The following is a 23,314-nucleotide window of genomic DNA, read 5'->3' as shown; positions in this document are numbered from 1 at the left end:
GTCAGCCCCGATCACAGATCGAGCACCAGCCGCTCGGGATCCTCCAGGCTCTCCTTGACGCGCACCAGGAAGGTCACCGCTTCCTTGCCGTCGACGATGCGGTGGTCATAGCTGAGCGCCAGATACATCATCGGGCGGATGACGATCTGGCCGCCGACCACCATCGGCCGCTCCTGGATCTTGTGCATGCCGAGGATGCCGGACTGCGGCGCGTTGAGGATCGGCGTCGACATCAGCGACCCGTAAACGCCACCGTTGGAAATCGTAAACGTCCCTCCTTGCATATCCGCCACCGAAAGCTTGCCGTCACGCGCGGCAATGCCGAGCCGGCCGATCTCCTTCTCGATCTCGGCGATGGACATCTGGTCGGCGTCGCGCACCACCGGCACCACCAGGCCCTTGTCGGTGCCGACGGCTACGCCGACATGGGCGAAATTCTTGTAGATGATGTCGGTGCCGTCGATTTCGGCGTTGACCGCCGGGATCTCCTTCAGCGCATGCGTCACCGCCTTGGTGAAGAAGCCCATGAAGCCGAGCTTCACGCCATGCTTCTTCTCGAACACGTCCTTGTACTTGGACCGCAGCGCCATCACCGCGCTCATGTCCACCTCGTTGAAGGTGGTGAGCATGGCGGCGGTCGACTGCGCTTCCTTCAGCCGACGCGCGATCGTCTGGCGCAGCTTGGTCATGCGCACGCGCTCCTCGCGCGGCGCATCGTCGGCCGTGGACGGCGTGCGGGCCGCAACTGGTGCCGGTGCCGGCGCCGCCTTCGGCGTCTCGGCCGGCTGCGAGGGCGCGCCCTTGGCGATGGCGTCGAGCACGTCGCCCTTCAGCACCTGGCCGCGCTTGCCCGAACCCGACAGCTGATCGACGGCGAGATTGTGTTCGGCAATCAGCTTCGCCGCGGCGGGCGCCGGCGGCATGGTGCGCGGTTCGATCGCGCCGCCGTCGCCGGCGACCTTGGCGGTCTCGGCCACCGCCTGCTTGACCGTCGACGCGGCATCCGGGCTGGAGGCCTGGGCCACCGCCTGCGGCTTCGTGGTCGGAGCGGCCGCGCCGCCCGCCGAAATCGAGCCGAGCAGCGCGCCGACATTGACCGTCTCGCCTTCCTTGACGGCGATCTCGGAGAGCGTCCCGGCGCCCGCGGCGGGCACTTCCACCGTCACCTTGTCGGTTTCGAGCTCGACCACGGGCTCGTCGGCGGCGATCGCATCGCCGACCTTCTTGAACCATTTGCCGACGGTTGCCTCGGTGACGGATTCACCGAGAGTGGGGACGCGGATTTCGGTAGCCATTGTGCCTGTCCGTTCTCTTCTCTTCTTGAGGTCTGTTTCGTCCGGGCCAGCTTTTCCGCCGGTCCCCTTATTCGCCCAGCGCGTCGTCGAGCAACGCGGCGAGTTGGCTGAGATGCTTCGACATCAGCCCGGTCGCCGGCGAGGCCGAGGCCGGCCGGCCGGTGTAGCGCACCCGCTGATGCTTGGCGTCGATATGCGCCAGAACCCATTCGAGATAGGGATCGATGAACGACCAGGCGCCCATGTTCTTGGGCTCCTCCTGGCACCACACCATCTCCCCATTGCGGAAACGCGACAACTCGGTGATCAGCGCCTTGGCCGGGAACGGATAAAGCTGTTCGACGCGCAAGAGGTAGATGTCGTTGATGCCGCGCTTCTCGCGTTCCTCGTAGAGGTCGTAATAAACCTTGCCCGAGCACAGCACGACGCGGCGGATCTTGGAGTCCTTCACCAGCTTGATCGGCTGGTTCGGCAGCAGCTGCGCATCGTCCCACAACAGGCGGTGGAACGAGCTTTCGCCCGACATTTCCGGCAGCGTCGAAACCGCCCGCTTGTGGCGCAGCAGCGACTTCGGCGTCATCAGGATCAGCGGCTTGCGGAAGTCGCGCTTCAACTGCCGGCGCAGGATGTGGAAATAATTAGCCGGCGTGGTGACATTGGCGACCTGCATGTTGTCTTCGGCGCAGAGCTGCAGGAAGCGCTCCAGACGCGCCGACGAATGCTCTGGTCCCTGGCCTTCATAGCCATGCGGCAGCAGGCAGACGAGGCCCGACATTCTCAGCCACTTGCGCTCGCCCGACGAGATGAACTGGTCGAACACCACCTGGGCGCCGTTGGCGAAGTCGCCGAACTGCGCCTCCCACAGCGTCAGCGCCTTGGGCTCGGCTAGGCTATAGCCATATTCGAAGCCCAGCACCGCCTCTTCCGACAGCATCGAGTTGATGACTTCGTAGCCGGCCTGCGCCGCCGACAGATTGTTGAGCGGGATGTAGCGGGTCTCGTCGCGCTGATCGTAAAGCACCGAATGCCGTTGTGAGAAAGTGCCGCGTTCCGAATCCTGGCCCGAGAGCCGGATCGGGTTGCCATCGAGCAGGATCGCGCCGAAAGCCAGCGCCTCGGCCGTCGACCAGTCGATGCCTTCGCCCGATTCGATTGCCTGACGACGATTTTCGAGGAAGCGCAGGATGGTCTTGTGCGCCTCGAAATCCTTCGGCACTTCGGTCAGCTTCTTGCCGATCTCCTTCAGCGTGCGCACCGGCACGGCGGTCTTGCCGCGGCGCTGTTCGTCCTGATTGTCGGCAGTGCGCAGGCCGGACCATGCGCCGTCCAGCCAGTCCGCCTTGTTCGGCTTGTAGCTCTGGCCGACTTCCCATTCGGCTTCCAGATGCGCGCGCCAGTCGGCCCGCATCTTGTCGACCTCGGCCTGGGCGAAGTGGCCTTCGGCGATCAGCCTGTCGGCATAGACCTGCACCACCGTCTTATGGTTGCGGATGTTGCGGTACATGATCGGCTGGGTGAAGGACGGTTCGTCGCCTTCGTTGTGGCCGAAGCGGCGGTAGCAGAACATGTCCACCACCACCGGCTTGTGGAACTTCATGCGGAACTCGGTCGCGACCTTGGCGGCATGCACCACCGCTTCCGGATCGTCGCCGTTGACGTGGAAGATCGGCGCCTCGATCATCTTGGCCACATCCGACGGATAGGGCGAGGAGCGCGAGAAGCGCGGATTGGTGGTGAAGCCGATCTGGTTGTTGATGATGACGTGCAGCGTGCCGGCGACGCGGTGGCCGCGCAGGCCCGACAGGCCGAGAATCTCGGCGATCACGCCCTGGCCGGCGAAGGCGGCGTCGCCATGCAGCAGCAACGGCATCACCTTGGCGCGCTCCGACAGCGGCACGACCTCGCCGCGCTCGCGGCCGGCGAACTGATCCTGCTTGGCGCGCGCCTTGCCCATCACCACCGGATCGACGATCTCAAGATGCGAGGGGTTGGCGGTCAGCGACAGATGCACTTTGTTGCCGTCGAACTCGCGGTCCGACGAGGCGCCGAGATGGTACTTCACGTCGCCCGAGCCCTCGACCTCGTCGGGCGCGGCCGAACCACCCTTGAACTCATGGAAGATGGCGCGGTGCGGCTTGGCCATCACCTGGGAAAGCACGTTGAGGCGGCCGCGATGCGCCATGCCGAGCACGATTTCCTTCAGGCCGAGCTGGCCGCCGCGCTTGACGATCTGCTCCAGCGCCGGGATCAGCGATTCGCTGCCGTCGAGGCCGAAGCGCTTGGTGCCCTTGTATTTGACGTCGATAAACTGCTCGAAGCCCTCGGCCTCGATCAGCTTCGACAGGATCGCCTTCTTGCCGGTGGCGGTGAAGGTGATCTCCTTGTCGGCGCCTTCGATGCGCGCCTGGATCCAGGCCTTCTCTTCCGGGTCGGAAATGTGCATGAACTCGACGCCGAGCGTCGAGCAGTAGGTGCGGGTCAGGATGTCGAGCATCTGCCGGACGGTGCCGAACTCGAGGCCGAGCACGTTGTCGAGAAAGATCGGCCGGTCGTAATCGGCTTCGGTGAAACCGTAATTCTCCGGCGACAGCTCGTTATAATCCTCCAGCGGCTTGGCGATGCCGAGCGGATCGAGATTGGCGTGCAGATGGCCACGCATGCGGTAGGCGCGGATCATCATGATGGCGCGCACGGAATCGCGCGTCGCCTGGTGCACGTCGGCGTCGGACAGCACGACACCGTTGGTGACCGCCTTGTCCTTGACCTTCTTTTCGATCGTCTTTTCGACGATGCCCCAATTGCCGTCGAGCGCCGAGACCAATTCGCCATTGGCAGTGAGCGGCCAGGAGGGCTTTGCCCAGGAGGCGCCCTTGGCGTTCTTGCGGACGTCGCCCGCGTCGTCCTTCAGCGCCGCAAAGAAATCCTGCCACTCCGGATCGACCGAGGCCGGATTGTCTTCATAGGCCGCGTAGAGCGCGTCGATGTAATCGGCGTTGCCGCCATAGAGGAACGAGGTGAGCGAGAATTGGTCGTTGGCCTGATCTTGTCTTGCCATGTCGTTAGCGGAGCCCGGCTCCGTCTCCTTTTTGGAGCGAGTAGTGAGTAGCGAATAGCGAGTAGGGATTTTCCCGGATCGCGCCGTCACCGTTTTCCCTATTCCCTATTCGCTACTCACTATTCGCTACTGCCTTAACCCTTGATCGCCTCGACCAGCGTCGTGCCCAGCCGCGCCGGCGACGGCGAAACCTTGATGCCGGCCGATTCCATCGCCGCGATCTTGTCTTCCGCGCCGCCCTTGCCGCCGGAGATCACCGCGCCCGCATGGCCCATGGTGCGGCCGGCCGGCGCCGTGCGCCCGGCGATGAAGCCGGCCATCGGCTTGCTGCGGCCGCGCCTGGCTTCGTCCTTGAGGAACTGCGCGGCGTCTTCCTCGGCCGAGCCGCCGATTTCGCCGATCATGATGATCGACTTGGTCTCGTCGTCGGCGAGGAACATCTCGAGCACGTCGATGAACTCGGTGCCCTTGACCGGGTCGCCGCCGATGCCGACGGCGGTGGTCTGGCCGAGGCCGACATTGGTGGTCTGGAAGACTGCCTCATAGGTAAGCGTTCCCGAGCGCGATACAACGCCGACCGAGCCCTTGCGGAAGATGTTGCCGGGCATGATGCCGATCTTGCATTCGTCGGGGGTGAGCACGCCCGGACAGTTCGGGCCGATCAGCCGCGAGGTCGAGCGGTCGAGCCGCGCCTTGACCTTGACCATGTCCATCACCGGGATGCCTTCGGTGATGCAGACGATCAGCGGAATCTCGGCCTCGATCGCTTCTATGATGGCTTCGGCGGCACCTGCCGGCGGCACGTAGACGACGGAAGCATTGGCGCCGGTCTTTTCTTTGCCCTCAGCGACGGTAGCGAAGATCGGCAGGGCCTCACCCCTCGAACCGGTCCAGGTCTCGCCGCCCTTCTTCGGATGGATGCCGCCTACCATCCTGGTGCCGTGATAGGCCAGCGCCTGCTCGGTGTGGAACGTGCCGGTCTTGCCGGTCAGGCCCTGCACCAGCACCTTGGTATTCTTGTCGACGAGAATGGACATGGGTGGGAACGCCTCTGAATTCAGCGATTACAGGAAAGGATTGACGGCTCTGACCGAGCCATAGAGCTGGTTGTGGTTGAGATCCTCGGTATAGAAAATCGGCGCGCCGAGATACGATGCCGCCGCGAGGAGCGCGGCGTCGTAGTAATGAATTCCGTAGCGCCGCGCGAGGTCCAGCCCTGTGCGGACATAGCCTTCGTCGACAGGCGCCAACGGGCAGGCTCCGAGGAAGACCAGCCATTGGTCGAGCAAATCATCGCTGACAAGGGATTTCCCTCGCGCCACAGCGACGAATTCCGCCAAAGTCTGCCCCGACACGCCAAAGACGGTCCCCGAGACAAGGTCTTCGGCGATTGGCGCGCGACGCGGATCACGATTCTTCTCCGAAGCCGCGTAGATCAGGACGTTCGTGTCGAGAAAGCAATCGATCTTCCCGGTCGGCATAGGCGTCCCTTCGATCCCACTTGTAGGGAGTGTCGGCGCTGTCGCTTCGTTTCGCCGCCTCATCCATGAGCCGCTTCATTCCTGCCTTGGCCCAGGCAATCCGGTCGTCCTGCTCGACCTCATGCGCGAGCAATGAACGAACAAGGGCGTTGAGAGTCGTCTGCCGACGCCCGGCAAGGCCTCGCGCCTTTTCGAGCAGAGCTTCGTCAATGGCCAGAGTGACGTTCTTCATCGTTCGTCTCCACATAAATACACAGGGATAATATGTGTGATTATGTGTAATTCTTCAACCGCCTCGATCTCCATCGGTCAGCCCGCCTTCATCTCTGAAGGCGCGACGCGCCGGTAAAGGCCGCTCACCATGTCTTGCCAGACATCGCTGCCGGCGGGCTTGAAGTGAAGTTTCATGCGGTAGGCGTCAGTGCCGTCAAAACCATATGCCACGCGCGCGGCGCCGCGCGGTGACGACCGCTCGAGAACCAGCTCGCTGCCGTTCCAGATGCCGGTGGCGGGTGACGCCGGCACGAACCCCATCGAATCGAACTGGTGCATGGTCACCACGCCTTTCTGGTGGTCGACGCCGAATACGTTGTGCGAACCGAACGAAATCGTACCGTCGCGGCGCTGGCGATAGCGCTGCACCACGAACAGCCCGCCGAACTCCGCTTCCGCCAGCACTTCGCTGGTCGCTGTGCCGCCATCGGCCCATTGTGTGTCCGCCACCTCTTCCTCGCCACGCCACGCACCCACCAGCGCCTGCAGGCGCTGGTGGGCGGCCGAGAGCGAAGAGAAGAAAGCCGCGTTCATGGATCAGTGCGTCCGGAAAGGGTTGACGGCGGTCACCGAGCCGTAGGTCTGCCCGTGGTTGAGATCTTCAGTGTACAGTTTTTTGACGCCGAGGCGCTCGGCGGCGGCAATGATTGCGCCATCCCAATACGAAATCTGATACCGTTGCGCATTCTCGATGCCGCGCATGACGACCGCGCTGTCCAAATCCTGGCAAGGCTTCATGGAGATCGCCGCGACCCACTCGGCCGCTTTCGCCGGCGCCAGCACGACGTCCGCCCGTTTGGTCACGTTCACATAAAACTCCTGCAGCACCTGCGCGGAGGTGGAGTAGTCTTCCTTCTCTATCAACTCCACGGCACGCTTATATTTCGCGCGCTCGGATTTGTATCCGATGGCGGCATAGACGAGGACGTTCGTGTCAAGGAAGCACTCAGCGATCATAGAGAGCTTCCCGGTTCCATTTCTTGCCGCCCATGTCTCCTGCCGCTTCGCGGGCCAGCCGCAGCAACGCTTGCCGCGCCTCGTCCTTGGCCTGGCGTTTCGCCGCCACCTCCGCAAAAAACTCCCGCACCATACCGTTGACCGTCGTCCGCTGTTCGGCGGCCGTCAGTTTGACCTGCTCCAGAATCTCTTCCTCAACTGCCAGCGTGATATTCTTCATGTACATTCTCCTGCAATTTCACACAGTATATGTGTAACTGTGTTAGTATCGCAAGTTATAGCCGCTTCAGATCGGTGACAGTGAGGTCGCTCGTGGCATTGCCGGTGTTCAAGGTCGTTGCCGGCTCGAACATCAGCACCACCGGCTCGACAGTCAGCGAACGCGGCCGGTGCTCGACGCCGCGCGGCACGACGATGAAATCGCCCTCACCGAGCTCGACCGGACCGTCGCGGAAATCGATGGCGATCCTGCCGCGCAACACCAGGAACGCCTCGTCCTCATTGTCATGCGCGTGCCAGTCGAAGACCTCGCCGAACTTGGCGACCTTGGCCTGGCTGTCATTGACGTCGCCGGCGACATGCGGATCGAAGACCTTGGAAATCCTGGCATCTGCTGCCTCGACCAGGTTTATCTTGCGCGGAGGCATCCGCTCAGCCCTTCACCGCCGCCACGATCTTCTTGGCCGCGTCGTCGAGATCGTCGGCCGAGACGACATTCAGGCCGCTGTCGTTGATGATCTTCTTGCCGAGCTCGGCGTTGGTGCCTTCAAGACGCACCACCAGCGGCACCTCCAGGCCGACCTCCTTGACCGCGGCGATCACGCCCTCGGCGATGATGTCGCACTTCATGATGCCGCCGAAGATATTGATCAGGATGCCTTTGACGGCCGGGTCCTTGGTGATGATCTTGAACGCCGCCGTGACCTTTTCCTTGGAGGCGCCGCCGCCGACGTCGAGGAAATTAGCCGGCTCGGCGCCATAGAGCTTGATGATATCCATCGTCGCCATGGCAAGGCCGGCGCCGTTGACCATGCAGCCGATATTGCCGTCGAGCGCGACATAGGCGAGGTCGTATTTCGACGCCTCGATCTCCTTCTCGTCCTCTTCGCTGGTATCGCGCAATTCCATCACGTCCGGGTGGCGGAACAGCGCGTTGTTGTCGAACGACACTTTCGCGTCGAGCACACGCAGATGGCCGTCCTTCATGACGATCAGCGGGTTGACCTCGAGCAGGCTCATGTCCTTCTCGGCAAAGGCCTTGTAGAGGACCGGGAACAACGTGCCGCCGTCCTTCGCCGCGTCGCCGTCGAGCTTCAGCGCGGCGTTGAGCTTCTTCACGTCATCGGCCGTCACGCCCTTTTCCGGATCGATGGCGACGGTGACGATCTTTTCCGGCGTGTCATGCGCGACCGTCTCGATGTCCATGCCGCCCTCGGTCGAGACGACGAAAGCGATACGGCCGACCGAGCGGTCGACGAGGATCGACAGATAGAGCTCGCGCTCGATGTCGGCGCCATCCTCGATATAGAGGCGGTTGACCTGTTTGCCGGCAGGCCCGGTCTGCTTGGTGACCAGCGTGTGGCCGAGCATTTCGTTGGTGTTGGCGACCACTTCGGCCGCCGACTTCGCCAGCCGCACGCCGCCCTTGGCGTCGGGGCCGAGCTCCTTGAACTTGCCCTTGCCGCGGCCGCCGGCATGGATCTGGCTCTTCACGACATAGAGCGGGCCGGGCAACGCCTTGGCGGCGGCTTCCGCCTCGCTTGCCTTGAACACCGGAACGCCGTCCGCGACCGGCGCGCCGAAAGTCTTCAGCAGCGCCTTGGCCTGATACTCATGGATGTTCATGCGCTAGGTCTCCGGGGAGGGACGATTACTTGCCGGCGAGATTACTTGCCGGCGAGGTGCGGGGCGATCTTGGTGCAGGCCTCGGTCAGGCCCTGAACGGCCGCGACGGAGGAGTCGAACATCTTCTGCTCGGCCTTGGAGAGGTCGATCTCGATGACGCGCTCGACGCCGCCGGCGCCGATCACCACCGGAACGCCAACATAGGTGTTCTTCACGCCATATTGGCCGGAGAGGTGCGCGGCGCAGGGCAGCACGCGCTTCTTGTCCTTGAGGTAGGATTCGGCCATGGCGATCGCCGACGCCGCCGGCGCGTAATAGGCCGAGCCGGTCTTCAAGAGGCCGACGATCTCGGCGCCGCCGTCGCGGGTGCGCTGCACGATCTGGTCGAGCTTCTCCTTCGAGGTCCAGCCCATCTTGACGAGGTCGGGCAGCGGGATGCCGGCCACCGTCGAATAGCGGATCATCGGCACCATGGAATCGCCATGGCCGCCGAGCACGAAGGCAGTGACGTCCTCGACCGAGACCTTGAACTCCTCGGCCAGGAAGTAGCGGAAACGCGAGGAGTCCAGAACGCCGGCCATGCCGACGACATGGCTGCTCGGCAGGCCCGAGAACTTCTGCAGCGCCCACACCATCGCATCGAGCGGGTTGGTGATGCAGATCACGAAAGCCTTCGGCGCATATTTCTTCAAGCCGGCGCCGACCTGTTCCATGACCTTGAGGTTGATGCCGAGAAGATCGTCGCGGCTCATGCCCGGCTTGCGCGGCACGCCTGCGGTCACGATGCACACATCCGCGCCCTCGATGCCGGCATAGTCGTTGACGCCGGTCAGCCGGGAATCGAAGCCGTCGACCGGCGATGACTGCGCGATGTCGAGGCCCTTACCCTGCGGAATGCCCTCGGCGATATCGAACAGCACCACGTCGCCGAGATCCTTGAGGCCGATCATATGGGCGAGCGTGCCGCCGATCATGCCCGAGCCGATGAGCGCTATCTTGTTGCGTGCCATGTGAGGATGTTTTCCCTTTGTCTGTGACGAGGTCGTGACGGGGCCGGGGAGGCCGAAAGGATGCGAGAAACCGCGAGATTTCGCCATCCCCAATAGCGCTGGCCGTACTGAAATTCAAACGATTATTTTGGAGCTAGTGTTTTCAATCGGTTAGATGGTTTTTGAGTTACGTAAACGTCAAAGTTCGTGAGCCGACTGGGGAGAATTTACACAATGAACGTCGAAATCAGAAGGCTTCATCCCGGCGATGACGCCCTTGTGATTTAGACGGGGCGCTGTCCGACGCTGGCGGGACGCTGCTTACGATTTTGAGTGCGATGGCTGGCTGTAGCTACGCCTGGGCCTGCCTCGCCCCCGAGGCTGATGTCTCGACCTGCCGGCGTTCCGCCCAGTCGTCCAGCCAGTCTCGGCTCTGCATCTCGACCAGGCGCGAGGCGGTGCGCTCGAATTCGAACACTTCCGTGCCGCGCTTGGCGGTGTAGAGCCCTTCGGGCGGCGCCGCGGCGCTTATCACCAGCCGCATGCGGTGGTCATAGAGCGTGTCGATCAAAAGGATGAAGCGCTTGGCCTCGTTGCGCTTGCCTTCGCCCAGCACCGGCACATGGTCGATGAAGACGGTCGAGAAGCGAGCGGCGATCGCCAGATAGTCTCGCGCGCCGAGCGGCTTTTCGCAGAGGTCGGCAAAGGAAAAGCGCGCCGCATCGCCGGCGGCGCGCGGCACGACGAGCTGGCGGCCTTTCAGCGTCAACGTCACCTCGCCGGCCGGCTGGCCACGCGTCATCGCCGTCCAGGCTTCGTCCAGCGCGTGATCGGCCGCAGCATTGTCCGGCGTGACATAGATCGGCTGCCGGTTGAGCTTGTCCTGCCGGTAGTCCTTCTCGGCATCCAGCGTCATCACCCCGGCATTGCGCTCGAGCAGCGCGATGAACGGCAGGAAAAGCTGGCGGTTCAACCCGTCGCGATAGAGGTTTTCCGGCGCCACGTTGGAGGTGGCAACCAGCACCACGCCGCCGGCAAACAGCGCCGAGAACAGGCGCGACAGGATCATCGCGTCGGCGATGTCGGTGACCGAGAACTCGTCGAAGCACAGCACCCAGGCTTCGTCAGCCAGCGCACGGGCCACCGGCGGGATCGGGTCGTCTTCCTTGACATCGCCGTTCTTGCGCGCCTGCCGGTGCTTCTGGATGCGGTCCTGCACATCGGCCATGAAGTCGTTGAAATGCACGCGGCGTTTGCGCCGAACCGGCAACAGCTCGAAGAACATGTCCATCAGCATGGTCTTGCCGCGACCGACGCCGCCATGGATGTAAAGGCCTTTGACCGACTCGCGCGGCTGCCGCTTGGCCGCGAACAGCCAGCCGAGCGCGCTCGATTTATGCGCCAGCCTTTTGGCCGAGATTTCGTCGATCAACCGGTCGAGCGCCGCGACGATACGCTCCTGCGCCGGGTCGCGCTCGACCGCGCCGCTCTGGACGAGATGATCGTAGCGCTGCCTGACGGTCGCATGGGTCTGGAGGCCGTCGCGCAGGTGCATGGGTCACGTCAGGCTGAAGCAATTCCGGTTTTCCGCCCGGAATTGCAGGGAAAACAATAAGGCGGTTTCACCTTATCTTGTAAGCGAGATCGGCTGCCCGCTGGAAGTCTGGCCGTCGAACTTTTCGCCGCCCGAGGAATAGAGCCTGGCCAGCGTGCCGCCGTTCTCGTCGTAAAGCGTCAACTGCTTGCCGGCGACGTTCCACGACTTGATGCCGTCTATCGGCTGCGGGCAGTGCAGCGGTCCGGCGCGATAGCCGGCGCCGAACTTGGTCTGCGGCGTCGCCACCTTGCAGCTCTGCCCGGAGACATTGACGTTCCACACGCCGGCGACGCTGGCCGCGGTGAGATCGGTGGCGCCGGCGGGCGCCGCGCCGTCCGGCGGCAGCGAAGCGACCTGGGTGTTCTTCGGCGCGGTCGGGAATTGCGACGGATCGGTGGTGCCGGGCGATGCCGGCGGCGGCAGCTGATTCTGCGTCACCTTGCCGGTAGGCGCCGGCGTCAGCGGCGCCGGCTGCTGGTCGTCCATCGACGAGAAGCGCGAGGTCGAGCAGCCGCTCGCAACCAGCGCGGCCAGCGATACGGCCACAAGGCCACTCCTTGAAAAGGGGCGGGTCATCGAAAAATTCATCCAAACCTCCGTCGGATCCGGCCGGGGGGGGAGCCCATCCGCGTAATCTCCACTCCACCAAGATGGCGAAGGTGGCAGAATTTCAACCTGATATGGTTAAAATAGGGTTTTCGGCGTTGCTGTTGCAAATTTATCGCAGCCAGGGACCAGCGCCGGAGAGTCGCGACGGCAACCGCCTAAACCGTTGAAAGATCGATATTATATCCGGGCGCTCGGCACGAATACATAGCCGTCCGGGCCAACGATGTAGCATTCGCGCAAGCCATGCGGCTTGTCGATCGAGCCTGCCAGCACGATGTGACCGAGCGCTCCCGCCTTTTTCTCGATCGCATCGGGATCGGCGCCGTAAAGGCGCAGTTCGATGCCGGCCCCGCGGGTCTCAGCGCCTGCTGTGACGCCGGTCATCGGGTTGTCGAGATAGGAATGGTCGGCATGCAGCATGAAAACCGAACCCAAAAGCTCGATCGCCGCGAAATCCTCGTCGGCATAGATGATCCGGGCGCCAAGCACGTCGCGGCAAAAAGCCTCCATCGCCGCCATGTCGGTGACCAGCAGGTTGACACCCAGCCCGCGCGGCAGCGAGCGGCCGAAATCCTCGGCCTTCATCCACGGTGTCCTGGTTCGCTTCATCGCCATGGCGATCGTCTCCCTTACCCGATCCTAAACGAACCGGATTCCGCCCATTGGCATTCGCAAATAAAATGCTTGCGCCAGGCAGGCGCGCCCTTATCTCAGGAAGCGAGACAAACGGGCGGGAGAAGAATGGCCGCGAGAACAAGAACCGCCAATCGCTACTACAGCGGCCCGCCCAGCGATCATTTCGACGGCACCTTGTTCTTCAATCCCGGCGGCAAGCCGCCCGGGCGCTTCATCGATCTCCTCAGATGGCAATTCAGCGGCGGACGGGCGAAATGGCCGGCCGCCTTTCCGAGCCCTCACCCGCCAGCGAAGCCGGACGATCGGGTGGACGGCGGCGCGCTCAGGCTTACCATGGTCGGCCATGCCTCGCTGCTCATCCAGACCGCAGGCCTGAACATCTTGACCGATCCGGTCTGGTCGGAACGCGCCTCGCCCTTTGCCCTCGCCGGTCCGAGAAGGGTCAATGCGCCGGGGATTGCCTTTGCCGACTTGCCGCCGATCGATCTCGTCCTCATCAGCCACAATCACTACGACCATCTCGACCTTGCCACGCTGAAGCGGTTGAAGGAGAAGCACGACGCTCGGATCATCACGACGCTCGGCAACGATGCCATCATCGGCCGCGCGGTGCCCGGCATGCGGCTCAGCGCGCATGATTGGGGCGACAGGGTCGATTTCGGCGCGGCCGCCATCCATGTCGAGCCGGCGCATCACTGGTCGGCGCGTGGCGGGCGTGACCGCCGCATGGCGCTGTGGGCGGGCTTCGTCATCGAGACTGCGGGCGGCAAAATCTATTTCGCCGGCGATACCGGCTTTCACGGCGGTATCAACTACCGGCTGATGGCCGAGAAGTATGGCGGCTTTCGCCTCGCCATCCTGCCGATCGGCGCCTACGAGCCGCGCTGGTTCATGGCGCCCCAGCACCAGAACCCGGAAGAAGCCGTGCAGGGCATGAAGCTGTGCAACGCCACGTTCGCCGCCGGCTGCCACTGGGGCACCTTCCATCTCACCGACGAGCCGGTCGACGAGCCGGCGCAAAAGCTGGCCGAGGCGTTATTGGCGGAAGGGGTTGCACATGAGCGATTCCGCGCCATGCGTCCCGGCGAGGTCTGGGACGTGCCGGCCATCTGACAAAGGAACCCAAACCGTTGAAACGCGTTGGTTTCCCGACGCAATTTCGCTCGGAGTTTTCCATGATCAGGTGGATCATCATCCTTCTCATCATTGCCGCCGCTGCGAGCCTGCTCGGCATGCCGGCCCTGGCCGGTGCAGCCGCGTTGGGCGCGCGCGTCCTGATCGGCATCGTGCTGATCCTCTTCCTGTTGCTCTTGCTCGGCGTCTTCGCGGTAACTTAAGCGCGACCTCTTGGTCGTCGCGAGCGCGACCTCTTGGTCGTCGCGAGCGCGACCTCTTGGTCGTCGCGAGCGCGACCTCTTGGTCGTCGCGAGCGCGACCTCTTGGTCGTCGCGAGCGCGATCTCTGGTCGTCGCGGCCGCGGCGTCTTCGCCATCGCAGGCGCGACCTCTTGGTCGTCGCCAAGCGTCCGCCGGACTGGTAATTCCTACCCGTTTCCGCCATATAGCGCCAAACGGAATTGGCCAACGGAATTGGAATGACCGGTTAGATGGCAGGCACCGCCCCCTTCGCCAAGATGAACGGCATCGGCAACGAGATCATCGTTGCCGATATGCGTGGCCGTGCCGACAAGGTGACGGCGGCCGCCGCGATCGCGCTCAACGGCGATGCCGCGACCAGGTTCGACCAGATCATGGCGATCCATGATGCGCGGACGCCCGGCACCGCCTATTACATCGACATCCTGAATTCCGATGGCTCCGGTGCGCAGGCTTGCGGCAACGGCATGCGCTGTGTCGTGCAGGCTTTGGCCGCCGAGACCGGCCAGAAGACCTTCACCTTCGAGACCCGCGCCGGCATCCTCAACGCTGAGGAACATGCCGACGGCTCGATTTCGGTCGACATGGGCAAGCCGCGCTTCGGCTGGCAGGACATCCCGCTGGCGGAGGAGTTCCGCGATACCCGCATGATCGAGCTGCAGATCGGCCCGATCGACGCGCCGGTGCTGCATTCGCCGTCGGCGGTGTCGATGGGCAACCCGCATGCGATCTTCTGGGTCGACAAAGACGTCTGGTCCTATGAGCTCGACCGTTTCGGGCCGCTGCTCGAGAACCATCCGATCTTCCCCGAGCGCGCCAACATCACCATCGTGCAGGTGACGTCGCCTGAGACCATGGTGATCCGCACCTGGGAGCGCGGTGCGGGTCTCACCAAGGCCTGCGGCTCGGCTGCCTGCGCCGCGGTGGTTGCGGCTGCCCGCACCAGGCGCACCGGCCGCAGCGTTTCGCTGATGACGCCGGGCGGCGGCAAGCTGCATGTCGAGTGGCGCGACGACGACCACGTCATCCTGACCGGGGCGGCCGAATGGGAGTTTTCCGGCAGCTTCGATCCCTCGACCGGTGCGTGGGCCCGCGACACCGAAAGCGCCGCCTGATGTCCGCCGTTGAAAAAGGCGCGGTCCCAAAGGGTATCGACGTCATCACCTTCGGCTGCCGCCTCAACACCTATGAATCGGAAGTGATGCGCCGCGAGGCCGAAAGCGCCGGCCTCGGTGGGCTCGCGGGCGGCGCCGTCATCTTCAACACCTGCGCCGTCACCGCCGAAGCGGTGCGCCAGGCCAGGCAGGCGATCCGCAAGGCACGCCGCGAGAACCCTGAGGCGCGCATCATCGTCACCGGCTGCGCGGCGCAGACCGAGCCGCGGAATTTCGCCGCCATGGACGAGGTCGATCTCGTGCTCGGCAATGAGGAGAAGCTCAAGGCCAACTCCTACCGCGCGCTACCCGATTTTGGCGTCAACGACACCGAGAAGGCGCGCGTCAACGACATTTTCTCGGTGCGCGAGACGGCAAGCCACATGGTCGACGCCATCGAAGGCCGGGCGCGCGCCTTCGTCCAGGTGCAGAATGGCTGCGATCACCGCTGCACCTTCTGCATCATTCCCTATGGCCGTGGCAATTCCCGCTCGGTGCCGATGGGCGCGGTGGTCGAGCAGGTCAAGCGTCTGGCCGGCAATGGCTACGCCGAGATCGTGCTGACCGGCGTCGACATGACCAGCTTCGGCGCCGACCTGCCGGGCGCGCCAAAACTCGGCAAGCTGGTGAAGACGATCCTGCGCCAGGTGCCCGACGTGAAGCGGCTGCGACTGTCCTCGATCGATTCGATCGAGGCCGACGATGATTTGCTCGACACGATCGCCACCGAGCCAAGGCTGATGCCGCATCTGCATCTGTCGCTGCAATCGGGCGACGACATGATCCTGAAGCGTATGAAGCGAAGGCACAGCAGAGACCAGTCGATCCGCTTCTGCGAGGATGTGCGCAAGCTGCGCCCCGGAATCGTCTTCGGCGCCGACATCATCGCCGGCTTCCCGACGGAGACCGGGGCGATGTTCGAGAATTCGCAGAAAATTGTCGCCGAATGCGGCCTGACGCATCTCCACGTCTTTCCGTTTTCGCCACGCGAAGGCACGCCCGCCGCGCGCATGCCGCAGGTCCGCCGCGAGGTGGTGAAGGCGCGCGCCGCGGGGCTGCGCGCCGTCGGCGAGGCCGCCTATCGTCGTCATTTGTCGTCGCTCCCCGGCACGCGGCAGTCGATCCTGATCGAGCGCGACGGGCTCGGCCGTACCGAAGGTTTCACGCTGGCCGCGATCGACACCGGCGCGCCCGGGGAGATCGTCGACGCCATAATCACCGGCCATGACGGCGCCCGACTGATTGCGGCCCCGCTTGCCGCGCAAGCCGCCTGAGACTGCGAGACGCATGGCTGGTTTCTTCAAGAAGATATTTTCGTTCGGCAAGAAGGAGGTCGTCGAGGAGCGCGTCGACGAGACCGCCCCGCTGCCGCCTATCAAATGGGATGCGCTGGACGCGCTGAAGTCGGAAGCCGATCAGGCTGCGGAGTCGCCGCCTACTGTGGAAGCCACGCCGGTTCCTCCGCCTGCAGAGGCCGAGCCCGGAACTCAGCCTGCCCCCGAAGAGCCGAAGCCCGAACCTGCCCCGGATATTCCGCCGGCGCCGGAACCCGTCGTCCCGCCCGCACCTGAGCCGGTCGTTCCATCCGAGCCGGAAGAAGACCCGCAGCCGGCGCCTGAGAAGCCGGAGCCGCCGGCGCCCGAGGAAGTGCCGCCGCAACCCGAGCCTGCGCCCGCGCCGACACCGGCACCCGAACCTGCTCCGCAGGAAGTGCCCGCACCCGCGCCGGCGCAACCGGACATTGAGCCTTCGCGCCCGGAACCGCGGCCTGAGCCGGCACCGGTCGAAGTGCCGCCAGCCGAGGTGCCTTCTATAGAGCCAGCCTCAGAGCCAGCCTCCGAAGTCAGCGCTGCCCCTCATCCGCCTGCCGGCACCTTCTCCCCGTATAGAGACGGGGAGAAGGATGAAGCTCCTACGCCCGCGCCCCCCTCTCCCCGTCCTTCACGGGGAGAGGGTAAGGGTGAGGGGCAGCGCCAGCTTCCGGAAGATCAAGAACCATCCGCCGAAGCTGGCGCGGAAATCGCGCCTCCTATTCGGCAGCCCGCGCCCGTCGAGCCGCAGCCGATCCATGCCGAGATCGCACCGGAACCGGAGGCTGTGCCGTCACCGCCAAAGCCCGCACCCTCCACCGGCAAGGTGACGGTCGCCAAAAAGGTCGAGCAGAAGGCCGAGCCGGTAAAGGCGCCGGAGCCGGCGCCCCGGCTTTCCTGGTTCCAGCGCATGCGCGACGGGCTCGCCCGCTCATCGCGCGAGCTCACCGGCAACATTGCCGGCGTCTTCACCAAGCGCAAATTGGACGACGACACGTTGCAGGACCTGGAGGACGTGCTGATCCGCGCCGATCTCGGCGTGGAGACGGCGCTGCGCGTTACCGATTCGCTTGCCTCCAGCCGCTACGGCCGCGACGTCTCCGACTCCGAGGTCCGCGCCGTCATGGCGGCGGAGGTGGAGAAAGTGCTGAGCCCGGTCGCCAAACCGCTCGAGCTCGATCTCAGCCACAAGCCGCATGTCATCCTGGTCGTCGGCGTCAACGGCACGGGCAAGACCACAACTATCGGCAAGCTCGCCGCAAAGCTCACCGATGGCGGCCTCAAGGTGATGCTGGCCGCTGGCGACACGTTTCGCGCCGCCGCCATCGAACAGCTCAAGATATGGGGCGAGCGCACCAAATCGCCCGTCGTCGCCTCGAAACTCGGCGCCGACGCCGCCGGGTTGGCCTACGATGCCTTCGAACGGGCAAAAGAAGCAGGCTCCGACGTCTTGATCATCGACACCGCCGGGCGGCTGCAGAACAAGACCGAGCTGATGGCGGAGCTGGAAAAGATCGTGCGCGTGCTGGGCAAGCTCGATCCGGAAGCGCCGCACACCGTGCTGCAGACGGTCGACGCCACCACCGGCCAGAATGCGCTGAACCAGGTCGAGATCTTCCGCAACGTCGCCGGCGTCAACGGCCTGGTGATGACCAAGCTGGACGGCACCGCGCGCGGCGGTATTCTGGTGGCGATCGCCGCCAAGCACCGGCTGCCGGTCTATTTCATCGGCGTCGGCGAGCAGGTCGACGACCTCGAACCGTTTTCCGCCAGCGAATTCGCCCGGGCGATCGCCGGCGTGGCTTGAATAAAGCGCGATCTTTTGAAATGGCCTGCTTTTTGGCCAGATCATGCGCAATAAGGACTTTTATGAATATCCTCGAACGCGACCCGTCCGATCCACGCCGCAAGCCGATGAATCCCGGCTTGAAGTTCCTGCTCGAGCTCGGACCGGGCCTGGTGTTTTTCTTCACCACGATTCGCGGCGAGTGGCTGGCCGAAAAATTCCCGGTGCTCAGCCATCTCGGCGAACCGATCCTGATCGCCACCGCCTTCTTCATGGTTGCGACGGCGCTTTCGCTGAGCGCCTCCTGGCTGCTGACGCGCAGCCTGCCGCTGATGCCGCTGGTCTCGGCGATCGTCGTCTTCGTCTTCGGCGCGCTCGCCCTCTATTTGCAGGATAAGACCTTCGCCTTCATGAAGCCGACGATCATCAACGCGCTGTTCGGCGTCACGCTGCTCGGCGGGCTCGCCTTCGGCCGGTCGCTGCTCGGCTACGTCTTCGATTCCGCCTTCCAGCTCGATGCCGAGGGCTGGCGCAAGCTGACGTTCCGCTGGGGGCTGTTCTTCCTCTTCCTGGCCGTGCTCAATGAGGTCGTGTGGCGCAACTTTTCCGAGGCGACCTGGCTTTATTTCAAGGTCTGGGGCACGATCCCGATCACCTTGCTGTTCACCTTCAGCCAGATGCCGCTGATCATGCGCCACTCGCTCGAGGAAAAGCCCAAGGAAGAGAAAGCGGGGAATTAAAGCAATTCCAGGAAAAGTGGCCGCCGGTTTTTCCGTCCGGAATTGCGTAAAAACAAAGAGATAGAGTGGTTCGCCGTTTCCGGGAAAAACGGTGAAACGCTCTAACAGGGGGACGGCATGGAATTCCTGACGACGCACGAGGCGCTGCGAAAAGTCTACAAGACGCCCCGGCCGACGGATGGCTCGATCCGCAAGGAACTCAAAACACTCGACGGCCATTGCCGTTCCTTCATCGGCAAGAGCCCCTTCGTGCTGATCGGCTCCTCCGATGGCGCCGGCAATGCCGACGTCACGCCCAAGGGCGACAAGCCCGGCTTCACCGCCCTCCTCGACAACAACACCGTCGCCATCCCCGACCGTCCAGGCAACAACCGGCTGGACACGCTGGAAAACATCATCCGCAATCCATCGGTCGGGCTGCTCTTCCTCATCCCCGGCATGAACGAGACGCTGCGCGTCAATGGCGACGCCCGCATCACCGTCGATGTGGCCCTGCGCGAGCGGCTGGCCGTCGACGGCAAGGAGCCGCAAAGCGTGATCGTGGTGACGGTGAAGGCCGCCTACATACACTGCGCCAAGGCCTTCATGCGCTCCGACCTCTGGAAGCCGGAAACCTGGTACGACCGCGCGACGCTGCCGACGCTCGGCCAGATCATCCGCGACCAGTTGGCGCTGGCTGAAAGCGCCGGCGAGATCGACCGCGAGCTGGACGACGATTACCGGCAGACCATGTGGTAGGCCCATGTGGTAGGCTTGGCCGGACACGATTCGTCCGAAACGGCCTTTCCTCACCGTGCTCGACATCATCGCCATATCGGGCAGCCTGCGCGCCGCATCGACCAACTCGGCCCTGCTTGCGGCATTGCGCGCCAACGCGCCCGCGGACTGCCGCGTCGAGGTTTACGACGGTCTTGGCCGGCTGCCGATCTTCAACCCGGATGACGAGGGCGAGCGCACGCCGCCCGAAGCCGTAAAGCTGATAGACGCCGTCACCCTCGCGGACGGTGTCATCGTCTCATGCCCGGAATATGCCCACGGCGTGCCGGGCGGCATGAAGAACGCGCTCGACTGGCTGGTGTCGCGCGACGCCGCAGTCGGCAAGCCTGCGATGCTGGTCCACGCCTCGCCGCGCTCGCTCTATGCCCGCGCCGCGCTTGCCGAGATCATGCGCACGATGTCGTTCGCGATGTACGAAGAGGCAACGCTGGAGATTGCGCTTCTCGGCAAGAAGCCGGCCGAGGTGGAGATGATCCTGGCCGAGCCGACGAACCGGCAGGCGATGCGCGAAGCGGTGCAGGGTTTCGCGGATTTTATGCGCAGGAGATGAGCGGCTTTGCCTTCTCCCCCTGTGGGAGAAGGTGGCCGCGAAGCGGCCGGATGAGGGGTGTTCCAGCTTGGCGAGAGCGCCTGTCCAATGGTGAGGCAATACCAACGATGGCCAACGTAGCACTCCGGCCAACACCCCTCATCCGTCTCGGCGCTATCGCGCCGATCCACCTTCTCCCACAAAGGGAGAAGGGAGGAGCTACCCCTTCCGCCGCGTCTCGACATCGGTCTTGCCGACATACCAGTCGCGGGCGTTGACCTCTTCGAACACCACCCAGACATCGTCATTGCCGAGCCCGGTGGCCTCCATGATGGCCGAGGTCACCTTCCTGGCGATGTCAGCCTTCTTGCCGGCCGGATCGGCGGCGATCACTTCCTTGACGATGCGGATGTTGACGAATGGCATGATGTCCTCCCTTCAATTGCGCGACCGGTCGAGAGATTGTTTCGAAATTCTACTCTGGCGAGCCATATGGTGGTGGTTTCGAGAACTGGAGCGGAGCGGACATTAGGTCCGTGAGCACCGGCCTACGCCGACCGTAGCCGCAACCGCGCGACCACGCATGAGTGCTTCGGCCGGCGAAGGCCGGAAGCGCAGAAAACGCGGCAGATGGCCGCCAGAGTAGAATTTCCAAACGGTCTCAGCCTCAATAGGTCTTGGCTCCGTTCACCATCAGCCGCACCATGTAGAGCGAGGTAGTGCCGGCTATGTAGAGACAATTCAGCTTGTTGCCGCCGAACACGCAGTTTGCCGTCACTTCCGGCACTTTCACCTTGCCGATCAGCGTGCCGTCCGGATCGTAGCAATGGATGCCGTCGGCGGCGCTGCTCCAGATGCGCCCGTCCGAATCGAGCCGGAATCCGTCGAACAGCCCGGCGGTGCAGTCGGCGAACACCTTGCCGCCCGAAATCTTCTTGCCGTGCTTGCCGACGTTGAAGACCCGCATATGCGCCGGATTCCTTTCGCCATGCGTGCGGCCGGTGTCGACGACATAAATCAGGCTTTCGTCGAGCGAGAAGGCCAGCCCGTTCGGCCGCACCATGTCGGTGATGACGGCCTCGATATCGCCTGTATCCGGATCGACGCGATAGACATTGCAGGCGCCGATCTCGCTTTCGGCCTTGTCGCCCTCATAGTCGGTATCGATGCCGTAGCTGGGATCGGTAAACCAGATCGAGCCGTCGGAGCGCACCACCGCATCGTTGGGCGAGTTCAGCCGCTTGCCTTTCCATTTGTCGGCGATGGTGATGACCGAGCCGTCATGCTCGGTGCGGCTGACGCGGCGGCCGGAATGCTCGCAGGTCACCAGCCGGCCCTGCCGGTCGACCGTGTTGCCGTTGGAATTGCCGGATGGCTGGCGGAACACGCTGACGTTGCCGTCGGTCTCGTCAAAGCGCATCATGCGGTTGTTGGGGATATCGGACCAGACGACATAGCGGCCGGCGGCGAACCAGGCCGGCCCTTCCGCCCACCGGCATCCGGTGAACAGCTTTTCCACCTGCGCATTGCCGTTGAACAGGCGCGCGAAGCGCGGATCGAGAATTTCGTAATAGTCTTCGGCCGCCATGCATATCCTCCCGGCATCACGTGACGGTGGATCAAGCCAGTCCGCAATCGTTCTGGCAAGACGGCGAGCCAGCAATTTGTATGACAAGACAGATGAGAAATGCGTGAAGCAGCCAATTCTGCCGCCCATCGGACGCATGGCGCGTTAGCCCGGAATTAACCGGCTATGCGCTGGTTGCAATGGTGCATTGCAACATCTTTATTTTGCAACGCACCATTCCTATGTCATCTTTGCAATCGTCAGGGAGGAACAACCGGCCGCGTGAATGCGGCACAGAAGGAGCCCTGTCACCATGTTCGACAACCTCGTTACCCGCGCCCGCGCCAGCATGGCCAAGCGCCGCCACTACAACCGCCTCGTCGCCGAAATCGAGAACCTGTCCAGCCGCGATCTCGCCGATCTGCGCGCCGACCGTTCCGAGATGCTCTACCAGGTCCACAAGCAGATCTACGGCTGAGGCAGGCTGGCGGCCGGGCGCGGCCTGTCACGTTCGTCATCCTTGGGCGTAGCGACGCGAAGCGGAGCGAAGCCCCAAACGTGTTGCCTCAACCAGGCGCCGCCAGCGCTTTCTCAATCTGCGGCAACAACAGGTCCCGCGCCGACCCCGCGGTCAGCGGCCCGACATGCTTGTAGGCAATCTTGCCGTCCTTGCCGATGACGAAGGTCTCCGGCACGCCATAGACGCCCCAGTCGATCGCCGCGCGGCCGGCCGGGTCGACGCCGATCGCCTGATACGGATTGCCGAGATCGCCGAGGAAGCGGCGGGCGTTTTCCGGCTGGTCCTTGTAGTTCAGCGCCGCGAGCGTGAAGCGCTTGTCCTGCGACAGGCCGAGCAGCACCGGATGCTCTTCCCGGCACGGCGCGCACCACGACGCGAACACATTGACCAGCGTCACCTTGCCGGCAAAGCTTTTGGAATCCAGCCCCGGCAGGTTCGCGCCCTCGAGCGGCGGCAGGTTGGTCCGCGGCGCCGGCAGGCCGATCAGCGCCGAGGGGATTTCCGAGACATCCCGGCCTGACAGCAGCTGCGACAGGAACAGCCCCGCCAGTCCCAGGAACACCAGCAGCGGCAGAAGCACGAACAGGCGGCGGCGCGGCGCCGGCGCTTCGCTTCCGGTGCTCATGATTTGACCGCCTTGTCAGAGCGCCGCCGCACGCCGGCCGCTTCCAGCGCCGCGAGCTCGCGCTTGCGCGCCCGCTGATCGAGCAGGATCCAGCCGATCAGCCCGGCGAGCACGATGGCCGTGATGGCATAGGCGGCGGTGACGAACAGGGCGTGCGCGCTCATTTCTCGATCCACGACTTTCGACGGATTTC

Annotated in this window: 27 protein-coding genes; 9 read left to right on the top strand and 18 right to left on the bottom strand. The window is 63.9% G+C overall.

Features of this window, described 5'->3' with window-relative positions:
- Positions 1 to 11: 11 nt before the first annotated feature.
- The 14 genes from odhB to RFM68_RS22900 form a co-directional block, all read right to left on the bottom strand.
- Positions 12 to 1,295: a 2-oxoglutarate dehydrogenase complex dihydrolipoyllysine-residue succinyltransferase gene (gene odhB / locus RFM68_RS22965; protein ID WP_320235297.1), complete on the bottom strand. Its 1,284-nt coding sequence runs from the start codon at positions 1,293 to 1,295 to the stop codon at positions 12 to 14.
- Between the two features lie 67 nt (positions 1,296 to 1,362).
- Complete coding sequence (locus RFM68_RS22960) at positions 1,363 to 4,350, bottom strand: 2-oxoglutarate dehydrogenase E1 component (protein WP_320235296.1); 2,988 nt, start codon at positions 4,348 to 4,350, stop codon at positions 1,363 to 1,365.
- A gap of 134 nt (positions 4,351 to 4,484) precedes the next feature.
- The gene (sucD, locus tag RFM68_RS22955; protein ID WP_320235295.1) at positions 4,485 to 5,387 is read right to left on the bottom strand and encodes a succinate--CoA ligase subunit alpha; all 903 of its coding nucleotides are present in this window, start codon (positions 5,385 to 5,387) and stop codon (positions 4,485 to 4,487) included.
- Between the two features lie 27 nt (positions 5,388 to 5,414).
- Positions 5,415 to 5,831, bottom strand: coding sequence for a PIN domain-containing protein (locus tag RFM68_RS22950; protein ID WP_320235294.1), 417 nt, complete (start codon positions 5,829 to 5,831; stop codon positions 5,415 to 5,417).
- The gene (locus RFM68_RS22945; protein WP_320235293.1) at positions 5,758 to 6,063 is read right to left on the bottom strand and encodes a hypothetical protein; all 306 of its coding nucleotides are present in this window, start codon (positions 6,061 to 6,063) and stop codon (positions 5,758 to 5,760) included. The genes RFM68_RS22950 and RFM68_RS22945 overlap by 74 nt, the downstream gene beginning before the upstream one ends.
- Before the next feature lie 77 nt (positions 6,064 to 6,140).
- Positions 6,141 to 6,638, bottom strand: coding sequence for a DUF1579 family protein (locus tag RFM68_RS22940; RefSeq protein WP_320235292.1), 498 nt, complete (start codon positions 6,636 to 6,638; stop codon positions 6,141 to 6,143).
- Positions 6,639 to 6,641: 3 nt separating this feature from the next.
- Positions 6,642 to 7,061 carry a PIN domain-containing protein gene (locus tag RFM68_RS22935; protein ID WP_320235291.1) on the bottom strand — a complete coding sequence of 140 codons (420 nt, stop codon included), beginning with the start codon at positions 7,059 to 7,061 and terminating at the stop codon, positions 6,642 to 6,644.
- Complete coding sequence (locus RFM68_RS22930) at positions 7,051 to 7,281, bottom strand: hypothetical protein (protein ID WP_320235290.1); 231 nt, start codon at positions 7,279 to 7,281, stop codon at positions 7,051 to 7,053. Before RFM68_RS22930 ends, RFM68_RS22935 begins: the two co-directional genes overlap by 11 nt.
- A gap of 55 nt (positions 7,282 to 7,336) precedes the next feature.
- Complete coding sequence (locus RFM68_RS22925) at positions 7,337 to 7,708, bottom strand: cupin domain-containing protein (protein ID WP_320235289.1); 372 nt, start codon at positions 7,706 to 7,708, stop codon at positions 7,337 to 7,339.
- Between the two features lie 4 nt (positions 7,709 to 7,712).
- Entirely contained in the window at positions 7,713 to 8,906 is a 1,194-nt protein-coding gene (sucC, locus tag RFM68_RS22920) for an ADP-forming succinate--CoA ligase subunit beta (protein WP_320235288.1), read from the bottom strand.
- A gap of 41 nt (positions 8,907 to 8,947) precedes the next feature.
- The gene (gene mdh, locus RFM68_RS22915; protein WP_320235287.1) at positions 8,948 to 9,916 is read right to left on the bottom strand and encodes a malate dehydrogenase; all 969 of its coding nucleotides are present in this window, start codon (positions 9,914 to 9,916) and stop codon (positions 8,948 to 8,950) included.
- 331 nt (positions 9,917 to 10,247) lie between these two features.
- Positions 10,248 to 11,450 carry a cell division protein ZapE gene (zapE, locus tag RFM68_RS22910; RefSeq protein WP_320235286.1) on the bottom strand — a complete coding sequence of 401 codons (1,203 nt, stop codon included), beginning with the start codon at positions 11,448 to 11,450 and terminating at the stop codon, positions 10,248 to 10,250.
- A 72-nt stretch (positions 11,451 to 11,522) separates the two neighbouring features.
- Positions 11,523 to 12,068 (bottom strand): protease inhibitor Inh/omp19 family protein, encoded by a 546-nt coding sequence (locus RFM68_RS22905; RefSeq protein ID WP_320235319.1) that lies wholly within the window; start codon positions 12,066 to 12,068, stop codon positions 11,523 to 11,525.
- Positions 12,069 to 12,278: 210 nt separating this feature from the next.
- Entirely contained in the window at positions 12,279 to 12,716 is a 438-nt protein-coding gene (locus RFM68_RS22900; RefSeq protein WP_320235285.1) for a VOC family protein, read from the bottom strand.
- Between the two features lie 126 nt (positions 12,717 to 12,842).
- On the opposite strand from RFM68_RS22900, the gene RFM68_RS22895 reads away from it, so the two are divergent.
- From RFM68_RS22895 to RFM68_RS22860, 8 genes are all read left to right on the top strand, one after another.
- Positions 12,843 to 13,850 carry an MBL fold metallo-hydrolase gene (locus RFM68_RS22895; protein ID WP_320235284.1) on the top strand — a complete coding sequence of 336 codons (1,008 nt, stop codon included), beginning with the start codon at positions 12,843 to 12,845 and terminating at the stop codon, positions 13,848 to 13,850.
- Between the two features lie 62 nt (positions 13,851 to 13,912).
- Positions 13,913 to 14,074, top strand: a complete 162-nt coding sequence (locus RFM68_RS22890) for a DUF1328 domain-containing protein (protein ID WP_320235283.1) — start codon at positions 13,913 to 13,915, stop codon at positions 14,072 to 14,074.
- Positions 14,075 to 14,343: 269 nt separating this feature from the next.
- Positions 14,344 to 15,228, top strand: a complete 885-nt coding sequence (gene dapF, locus RFM68_RS22885; protein ID WP_320235282.1) for a diaminopimelate epimerase — start codon at positions 14,344 to 14,346, stop codon at positions 15,226 to 15,228.
- Complete coding sequence (mtaB, locus tag RFM68_RS22880) at positions 15,228 to 16,541, top strand: tRNA (N(6)-L-threonylcarbamoyladenosine(37)-C(2))-methylthiotransferase MtaB (protein ID WP_320235281.1); 1,314 nt, start codon at positions 15,228 to 15,230, stop codon at positions 16,539 to 16,541. Before dapF ends, mtaB begins: the two co-directional genes overlap by 1 nt.
- 13 nt (positions 16,542 to 16,554) lie before the next feature.
- Positions 16,555 to 18,384, top strand: a complete 1,830-nt coding sequence (gene ftsY / locus RFM68_RS22875) for a signal recognition particle-docking protein FtsY (protein WP_320235280.1) — start codon at positions 16,555 to 16,557, stop codon at positions 18,382 to 18,384.
- 62 nt (positions 18,385 to 18,446) lie between these two features.
- Positions 18,447 to 19,103, top strand: a complete 657-nt coding sequence (locus RFM68_RS22870; protein ID WP_320235279.1) for a septation protein A — start codon at positions 18,447 to 18,449, stop codon at positions 19,101 to 19,103.
- Between the two features lie 117 nt (positions 19,104 to 19,220).
- Positions 19,221 to 19,841 (top strand): pyridoxamine 5'-phosphate oxidase family protein, encoded by a 621-nt coding sequence (locus tag RFM68_RS22865; protein WP_320235278.1) that lies wholly within the window; start codon positions 19,221 to 19,223, stop codon positions 19,839 to 19,841.
- 55 nt (positions 19,842 to 19,896) lie between these two features.
- Entirely contained in the window at positions 19,897 to 20,430 is a 534-nt protein-coding gene (locus RFM68_RS22860) for an NADPH-dependent FMN reductase (RefSeq protein WP_320235277.1), read from the top strand.
- 198 nt (positions 20,431 to 20,628) lie between these two features.
- On the opposite strand, the gene RFM68_RS22855 is transcribed toward RFM68_RS22860, so the two are convergent.
- Entirely contained in the window at positions 20,629 to 20,835 is a 207-nt protein-coding gene (locus tag RFM68_RS22855; protein ID WP_149791579.1) for a tautomerase family protein, read from the bottom strand.
- A gap of 241 nt (positions 20,836 to 21,076) precedes the next feature.
- Entirely contained in the window at positions 21,077 to 21,997 is a 921-nt protein-coding gene (locus tag RFM68_RS22850) for an SMP-30/gluconolactonase/LRE family protein (protein WP_320235276.1), read from the bottom strand.
- A gap of 292 nt (positions 21,998 to 22,289) precedes the next feature.
- On the opposite strand from RFM68_RS22850, the gene RFM68_RS22845 reads away from it, so the two are divergent.
- Positions 22,290 to 22,454, top strand: coding sequence for a hypothetical protein (locus tag RFM68_RS22845; protein ID WP_320235275.1), 165 nt, complete (start codon positions 22,290 to 22,292; stop codon positions 22,452 to 22,454).
- Between the two features lie 88 nt (positions 22,455 to 22,542).
- Here RFM68_RS22845 and RFM68_RS22840 read toward each other — a convergent pair whose 3' ends face one another.
- Positions 22,543 to 23,121 (bottom strand): DsbE family thiol:disulfide interchange protein, encoded by a 579-nt coding sequence (locus RFM68_RS22840; RefSeq protein WP_320235274.1) that lies wholly within the window; start codon positions 23,119 to 23,121, stop codon positions 22,543 to 22,545.
- On the bottom strand, positions 23,118 to 23,285 hold the full coding sequence (gene ccmD, locus RFM68_RS22835; protein ID WP_320235273.1) for a heme exporter protein CcmD: 168 nt from the start codon (positions 23,283 to 23,285) through the stop codon (positions 23,118 to 23,120). The genes RFM68_RS22840 and ccmD overlap by 4 nt, the downstream gene beginning before the upstream one ends.
- Positions 23,286 to 23,314 lie beyond the last annotated feature (29 nt).

Origin of the sequence: Mesorhizobium montanum (assembly GCF_033977145.1) — a bacterium.
Lineage (GTDB): Bacteria > Pseudomonadota > Alphaproteobacteria > Rhizobiales > Rhizobiaceae > Mesorhizobium > Mesorhizobium montanum.
This window is presented reverse-complemented; position numbering and strand designations above follow the sequence as displayed.